The organism is Mesorhizobium album (genome assembly GCF_033977205.1).
Lineage (GTDB): Bacteria > Pseudomonadota > Alphaproteobacteria > Rhizobiales > Rhizobiaceae > Mesorhizobium > Mesorhizobium album.
On record NZ_JAVIIW010000091.1, the window covers coordinates 1 to 7,727 of the forward strand.

Genomic DNA, 7,727 nt, shown 5'->3' on the forward strand with positions numbered 1-7,727 from the left:
ATCTGCTGCCCTTCAACTTCGCCAAAGCCGCCGCAGCCTGACCCGACGCGTCCGTCTGAAAGCGATCGGTTGTTGCAAGGGCCGTCAACCTGCAGGGAAAATAGCGCTTACTCATGTCGGCCGCACTCTGCCGGTGATCTACAATCCCGATCGACCAGAAGACGCGGTGTTGGAGGACGATCTCCCGTTTCGTCCCACGGTGATGTACGGCATAGCAGCCGGTGTGCTCCTTGTCGGCCTTGCCGTCGTCGTCACCTTCACCCAGGCAGGCCTGATCGTCGGTTGGCTGCAGCCCTATTTTCCGGCAAACGCATTCGTCCCGGGAGTGCTGTTCTTCACCGCCGCCGGGCTACTGTTGACGTTGTTCCTGATATCCGACCTTAGCAGTGCCGTTGCGGCCGTCCGCTGGCCCACGACCAACGGCGCCGTCCTGTCGAGCGGCGCCGAGCCGCATCGCATGATCATAAACGGCGGCCGTGGGCCGATCGTGTGGTTGCCGGTGATCGAATACAGTTACCGTGTTCAAGGGAACAACCACTATGGCTCACGTCTTGCATTTGGCGCCACGGTGTCCGGCTCACGCGACTATGCCGAGTCGATCGTCGCCCGATATCCTGTCGGGGGAGCGGTGACCGTTCACTTCGATCCGCAGAATCCTTCCCTCGCCGCGCTCGAAACTCGTGTAGGCTTCGCCTGGCAGACATTTCTGATTGCCATGGCGTTCTTCGGCGCAGCCCTGTTCTTTTCTGGCTGGCGCGGCTTCATCTAGCAAAGGAGTTGAACATGTCTTCGATGCCCCGCTCGGTCGGATTGCGCATTGCCTTGGGGCAATTTCGATCCGCATGGCGCGGAGGAAGGCTGCGCCGACGCTGCGCCCCTCTCGGCTGGGTCATTTTCAGCGCGCTTTCGTCCACCGTCGCTCATGCGTCGGAACACGACATATGTCAGATCGGTGATCCCGTTAATGCTAACCTGGGGCTGGCGCAAATCAAGCCTTCTAAGGGCACCGATCTGCGCCAAGCGGAGGCACCTTGCCCCGACGCTAATGACCGCTGCAAACCGGAAATACACCTCAAGAAAAACGAACTGGTGCTTACGACGGGCCGCGTCAACGGGCCCTATGTGTGCGTTTATGTTGCGGGATCCTATCTGGATCAGGGCGGCTATGTGAAACAGACGGACATCGCGCCACGCCCGCCACTGCCGCTAAAGGTATGGAAGGGCAAATGGAGCGAGCCCTTTGGTAGCTGGATCAGATTGAGTGTCGAAGGCGCGGCCCTCAAGGCGGAGGGTGAGGCCTTCTACCCGTCGGCGCATCCGTCCAAAAAAGACTTTCCCGGCGGTCCCCATATGGGCGACATGCCGCCTGGGCCGGCGACGCCGCGCAACAATGTCGCCGTGTTTTCAAATCCCGATGATCATGATCCTGAGGGTTGCCGAGTCATCGTCGCGCTGGACAAAGCGACCCTCATTGTGAGCGACAATGGCAATTGTGGCGGCATGAATGTCAGGTTCTCCGGCTACTATTATAGATGAAACTGAACACATCCGGTGCTGTATAAGCACCGGACACCCTCTCCGTAGCGGTCACTATTCGGATACGATTTCTTCGGTTTTCGTCGTGTTTTGAGCATCGCCTGCTCCACTGGCGTAAACCCCACGCTACATTAGCGCCTGCTTGCGCTCAATCTCGGCCAAAACAATAATACTTCGACCAGCTTGGGGTGATGGGGATGGAAGCGTACAGACGAAGCGGTCACGGTTGTCGCAATGTCGCAATGCCGGTTTACACGTCGAAGGATTACTCCCTCGTTCGGCACCTTCCCGGCACCGACGATATTCCACCGACCTGGGAAGAATGGTGCAGGCATTTTGAAGCGTAGCTTAAGAAGCGCGAGTAGGGCCAAGGGCATGGATACGTAAGGGTGCGCATTCGACCCGATCTGTTCAAGGCATGGCTAGATGCCAGCTCCCGGGTGGCTTCCGAGATCTCCAGGGGACGCCATGCCCAGGAACTGTATGATGCGCGCTCCGCGAGGAACAAGCGAGATTGATGGCTGCGGCTGCCAATGAAATACCGCTTGACCTCCGGGAGAGGCGGGAAAATCGCAATGACGACTAGCGGCTGGCGTCATCTGGGTCTACGGGGCCAATGATGACGACGGGATCTTGGCCTTCGCCGACAATGGCATCGAGGAGATCGAACTGCCGCGACGGGACGGCCGGAGATGAAAGTCGGAGTTCCTCTCAAACGCAAAAACCGCCCCGATTGATCAGATCGGGGCGGTTATTGATTTATGATAAAATTGGTTGCGGGGACAGGGTTTGAACCTGGTAACCTCACTTTCGAAGCCCTATCGACAGACGAACGGGTTGCATCGCTGTATTGGCGGTAGCCTACTACTGACTCGAACGCCATATCCTAGGCGGGTGGTATGTTCACGTTATGATGGAAGATGTTGTTGGGGTCATAGCGCGTTTTCAACTGCCGCAGCCTTGCGAGGTTTTGACCATAGGCGGCCAACGCTGCCGCGCCGGCTTCCTCGTCTGCCCCCAAATAATTTGCATAGCGACGCTTGCCGGCAAAGGGCTCGAGGGCATCGAAGCTGGCGCGCGCCCAAGCGGTGGTGCGATCCGCAGAGGCCTTGTCCATCCATTGGCCAAGCACGAGCGTGTTGAAGCCAATGTCACGGAGCGCGAAGGAGGTGGATTCTACCGGAACGCGCGACGCAAAGCCGTGGAAACCTTCCAGCAAGATCGAGCTTGTTGGAACCGGACAGCGCTCATACGCGATCACGAGGGCCTCGACAGCATCGTCGTCAAGGCGCGGAAGGAACGTGGACTTCCAGTAGTTGAATGCGCCGGAAGGGAAGCCCGCGTCCAGCATTCCATTGAGGTCCACATAGGGTATCGGCCCTAACGCATCCACCGCTACGGTGCCAAAGCTCCGGATCTGGCGTCCAACGATCTCCGCATCTTCGGGTGAGCCGATATGACAGGAAACAATGGCAACGATCGGGGTGCCCGACCCGTCTGGCGCGGTAGTTAAGGCGGCGACGAGCATAAGGTCGTCCGAGGCATTTTCGGCGAGGTCCCGGAACCCGCGGAGGACTTGTCTCGCCTCTCGGAATGGAAAGGCAACGATCCCTCCGAACACGACTGGGCCGACGGAATGCAGGCGGAACTCGAAGGAAGCGGCAACGCCGAAGTTGCCACCGCCGCCACGGAGCGCCCAGAAGAGATCGGGATTTGCGTCGGCGCTCGCCTTCACCACGGAACCGTCTGCGAGCACCAGATCGACGGAGATCAGATTGTCCAGCGCCATCCCGAATTTCGGCATAAGCCATCCAAGGCCGCCGCCGAGGGTAAGTCCAGCAACACCAGTACTTCCAATCACCCCTCCAGTGGTCGCAAGACCATGTAACTGGGTCTCTCTATTTAACTCCCTCCAAGTCACCCCGCCCTCGACTACGGCCGTCCGGGCGGCAGCATTCACGTGAACTCCTTTCATCAAGGAGAGGTCGATCATAAGGCCATTGTCGACCACCGCACGCCCAGCGACGTTGTGGCCGCCGCCGCGTACGCAAATCTCCAGACCGGTCGCTTGGGCGTAAAGGACAGCATCGACGATGTCGGCAATACCTCGACAACGGGCAATGACTGCGGGGCGTCGGTCGACGAGGCCATTGTGTATCCTCCTTACCTCATCAAAAGTGGGCGCGCCGGGCTGGAGAATTGATCCGAGAAAATTGCGAGCAAGTTCTGTTTGGACTTCCATGACGCTCCCCCTCCTGTCAGGCGACCGCACTGCCGCGGAAGCCACGGTGAAACCGGCGCAGAAAGCGAACGGTCCGAACGATTCTACGTCGGAATTTATTAGCCAAGGGGATCATGATCCCGGCGACGATCCGATGCAACAGCTGACGTTGCCGCTGGATCCTAGTGCCCGAACCGCTCGGGCCAGGTTCTTATGCGGCTTCAGCGGCAGGCTTGAATATTCTCTTTAATATCTAAGCGCGCTCGCCAAAAACCTCAGCCTTCTTCGCCGCGCTCAATCTCGGCATCTACGAACTCCTGTGGGCAAGAAGCATGGTGCAGCAGAGACCGAAACCATCGCGCCCAAAACAAGCGGCGTTCACTGGTCGCCTACGATTTTGGCCGAGGCCTTCAGCCGGCCTATAGGCTCCTCGTCGCGTGCAACGGTTGAGCGACTTCGGCTAGTCACGACGGGCTGTTCGACTTTCTCGACAAACTAGAAACGCGATGGGCGGAAACAGGCTGAATTGCTTGGCAAGGCGCATGTTCACCAGATAGGCGAACTCTTCCATAGCGAGCACTGGGAGGTCGCCTGGTTAGCTGCCGTGGACGACGTCCCACTGCCCGACGTGCTGCAAACCTGCCGACATCGTAGTCGCGCGCGGCCACCGACATCAGCGCGTTGGCTTCGATTGAGCGGATCACAAAGTCCCGGAGGCGGCGCAGCCTTGATCTCCTCCATGATCGCCGCAAGAGGTCTGCTTTCAAGAACTTCCGAATTCGATCTCTACTACGGAAATTGGGCGCTAAGCGGCCGTTCAAAACGTAGTGCGCTTAGAAGTTCGTGCTGACGCACTATCTGGCGCTCATGCCCAGAAGTCGGTGCAATCCAAATACCGAATCTAGTGTCCCACTTTGTCCATAAGCACCCGCAATTCAGGCTGATGCGCGACGCAGAAAGTTCGAAAAGCTTCCAGGAACCCCAGCCCAACAGGATGCCCTTCGAATACTGGCTCCCGAACCTTCTTCCGCCCAGACAGTCCCCGTTGTTTCTACAGGTAAATCAAACGCTTGCCTGAAGTGCGCGCGAACTTCGCTACGATTTCACTCGCAGTTCGACAGCATCAGATCAGAAGCGTCAATGTCGAGCTCCAGCCGAAAGCCATCTGATGATGGCCCCTCGTCATCTGATTTCCCGCAATCGAATCCCAATTATGCTGCACCGCAACAAAGACTGTGGTAAGGTTCGATGGAGATTGTGACGAGGGCTTGATCATGCCGATCGGCGACAACCTGCCGACCCAGTCGGAGCAGACCTTTCTCAATTTGTTTGAGCCGCCGCCTCAGGTCATTGAGCCTGCCATCCGGGCCTGTCGTTTGTTCAATACGGCGCTCGACGCCATTTTCTATGATGTGCCGACCCTGACCGCCCAACTCGCAGAAAAGGACGCTCCGATGAGCGCTCGTGGCGAAAAGGCCCCCTCTCGCATAGTCCAGTTCGACGCCCTCACTAACCCGGAGGGTTCGCTCCTGCTCATAGATGCGACGACAGCGCCTTACGTGCACAAATACACGAACGTAGAGTTGTTCCTCTCCTCGCCCTACCAGGAAACGCGCGACGTTGAGATTGCGACAATCACGGGAGTCGGGAGCTCGGCGCTTGGAAGTGCGGCGCTCGCATGGGACATCTCGCTTGCGCTCGAAAAGCCCGTCCTCGCCATCGTGCCGGGATACGGCATGGCGGACGTCATTCTTCAGGCGCTTGGTGGCTGGTTTGGTTTCGGCCTCTACGACTATTTGCATGCCAAGAGCTTGATCCAAAACGGCCTAGCGAATGTCGCGCCCCAAACCGCCAGCATTGGCCGCCGACTATCGGCTTCGACGCCCGACGCCAAGACCGTGCACGGCGCGCCCGTCTTTCGTCGAGGCTCAGGTTCGTCGGATGTATTGCACGCGCTCCTCACCTATCGGGAGGCGCCGTTCAAGCTTTTGGTCGGACATAGCAAGGGAGCACTGCAGATCGGGAACGCGATCCGGTCGTTAGCTCCGGAGCGGACTCATGCACTTCGTGTTGTGACACTTGGCTGTCCGATCGCGACGAATGTCGATGGGGTGAGCTATTATCAGTACCTCGGGCTGTACGATGCTCTGGGACAACTCAACATGTGGGGAAATTTGCCTGACCGGTGGACTCCTACCTGGCACAGCACAAACCCCATGCTGCCGCCTGCGATGGCCGCGGGAAAGTACGCAGAAGATGCGATACCGGGCACAGATCAGAGTCAAAACGGGTATCTCTGAGACTTCTTCAACAACCTGCTAGTCTTACTGCGTCATAAATTGCGAGCCTGACGCGGACTGTCCATTGGCCTTATGCAGCACGGACATCGTTGCAGGCGGCTGGCCAGGGCCACAGTCAGGCGTCGCCTGAGGGTTGGGATCGAGGTCGGAACGTGCCGCTCTGGTCGGATCGGAGGATCCGCGGGGTCGATAACCGTCGGGAAGACCAGGTGTTTGGCGGCCCTGGGCGCGAGTTGGAGTTGAGGGGGGAATCGTCTCCCTCAGAGAGACCAAGAAGCCATAAGCGGCGATACAGATGCTGGCGTGGTGATGGAAACCCCGCCACCCTCGGCCTTCGTAGTGGCCCAGTCCCAGCTCCTGCTTGAGTTCCTGATAGTCTCGCTCGATGCGCCAACGCAGCTTGGCGGCGTCGACCAACTGGGTGATCGTAGTATCGGCCGGCAAGGTGGAGAGCCAATACTTGCTCGGCTCGACCTCGCCTTCAGGCCACTCGATCAGGAGCCACTCTTCGGCGTGAGCCTCGGGCCGATTGTAGTCCCTGGATGCCGGCCGCAAGCGCACGGCGGCGAAGCGGGAATTGAGCTCGGTGTTGGTTCCTTCACGCCAGGCGATCGTGCGCCAAGTCTCGGCGTCGAACTCCTCGGCCAGGGCCTTGGCCGAGATCGGCTTGTGATTGTCGGTTCGGCCGACCCGAGACGGCGGCCGGCCTCTTCCGCTCCAAGGCTTAGGCGGCAGCGGGCTCTCGCCTGGGCGCCAGACGCTGAGTGTGGGCTGGACGCCGACAACATAGGTCAGATCGAGCTCGGACAGGCCGGCGCGGAAACCGCCGTCGGCGCCATATCCGGCGTCGGCCAGAACCACGCCGGGCGCGACGCCCTCGGCCTTGGCCGTCCTGATCTGCTCGAGCGCGATCTGCGGCTTGGTCCGGAACGTGATCGCTGCCGGAATCTTGGCCTTCTTGCGTTGTTCCGGATCCTCCGCCCAGCTGTGCGGGAGATACAATTCATAGGCAATCGGAAGCGAGGCTGCGTCATTTGCGATCGATAGGCTAACCGCAATCTGACAGTTGTCCTGCTTGCCCAACTGGCCGCAATACTGGCGCGCTACGCCCACCGAGTGCTTGCCCTTCTTGGGAAAGCCCGTGTCGTCGACGATCCACGCCCGGATCGGTCCACGCTGCTCCATCCGTGGAAGAACCCAGTCGCGAACCCGCGCTAGCAAGGCCGCGTCCGACCACGGCGCCTGTCCCACGAAATGCAGCAGAGACTGATGCTTGGCCGCCACCCGCGACGGCGCCGTGACGGCCGCCAACGGCTCCACGCTCTTGCGCTCCATCGGCATCAGAAGTCCCAGGCAATAATCCTTCAGCGGCTCAGCTCGGTCGGCATGACCGATCACCCCGATCAAAGCATCGACATAAGCATCAAATGCGGCTTCACTCTCGGTTGTCCAGTCGGGCATGGCGGGGCGCTTCCCTGATCACGAAGCAGCACCCTAACAAATCCGCAATCAGCGCGAATCCCCCCGCAGCCGCGACTTTCTGACTCAGTAAGACTAGTCTAGTTTCCCTCCATAAACGTGCGTATTTCACTGCGTTTACAATGAGTTGCGCGCGATTGAAAGCGCCTTGACTGGCGTGGAGGGGTCGAAGAGCGCTGTTTGTCGCCAAA

At 59.3% G+C, this 7,727-nt stretch carries 5 protein-coding genes; 3 read left to right on the forward strand and 2 right to left on the reverse strand.

What is annotated here, in order from left to right; genetic code table 11:
- Both RFN28_RS34020 and RFN28_RS34025 read left to right on the forward strand, forming a co-directional pair.
- Nucleotides 1-769, forward strand: a 769-nt coding sequence (locus RFN28_RS34020; protein ID WP_320291506.1) for a DUF3592 domain-containing protein, incomplete at its 5' end; no start/stop codon positions are given.
- A 14-nt stretch (nt 770-783) separates the two neighbouring features.
- Nucleotides 784-1,536 carry a hypothetical protein gene (locus RFN28_RS34025; RefSeq protein WP_320291507.1) on the forward strand — a complete coding sequence of 251 codons (753 nt, stop codon included), beginning with the start codon at nt 784-786 and terminating at the stop codon, nt 1,534-1,536.
- Nucleotides 1,537-2,422: 886 nt separating this feature from the next.
- Here the strand turns inward: RFN28_RS34025 and RFN28_RS34030 are convergent.
- Nucleotides 2,423-3,778 (reverse strand): FAD-binding oxidoreductase, encoded by a 1,356-nt coding sequence (locus tag RFN28_RS34030; RefSeq protein ID WP_320291508.1) that lies wholly within the window; start codon nt 3,776-3,778, stop codon nt 2,423-2,425.
- A gap of 1,253 nt (nt 3,779-5,031) precedes the next feature.
- Here RFN28_RS34030 and RFN28_RS34035 point away from each other — a divergent pair.
- A complete protein-coding gene (locus RFN28_RS34035; protein WP_320291509.1) occupies nt 5,032-6,057 on the forward strand; it encodes a hypothetical protein in 1,026 nt (341 codons plus the stop codon).
- Between the two features lie 24 nt (nt 6,058-6,081).
- Here RFN28_RS34035 and RFN28_RS34040 read toward each other — a convergent pair whose 3' ends face one another.
- Nucleotides 6,082-7,518: an IS701 family transposase gene (locus RFN28_RS34040; protein WP_320291510.1), complete on the reverse strand. Its 1,437-nt coding sequence runs from the start codon at nt 7,516-7,518 to the stop codon at nt 6,082-6,084.
- Between the last annotated feature and the right edge of the window lie 209 nt (nt 7,519-7,727).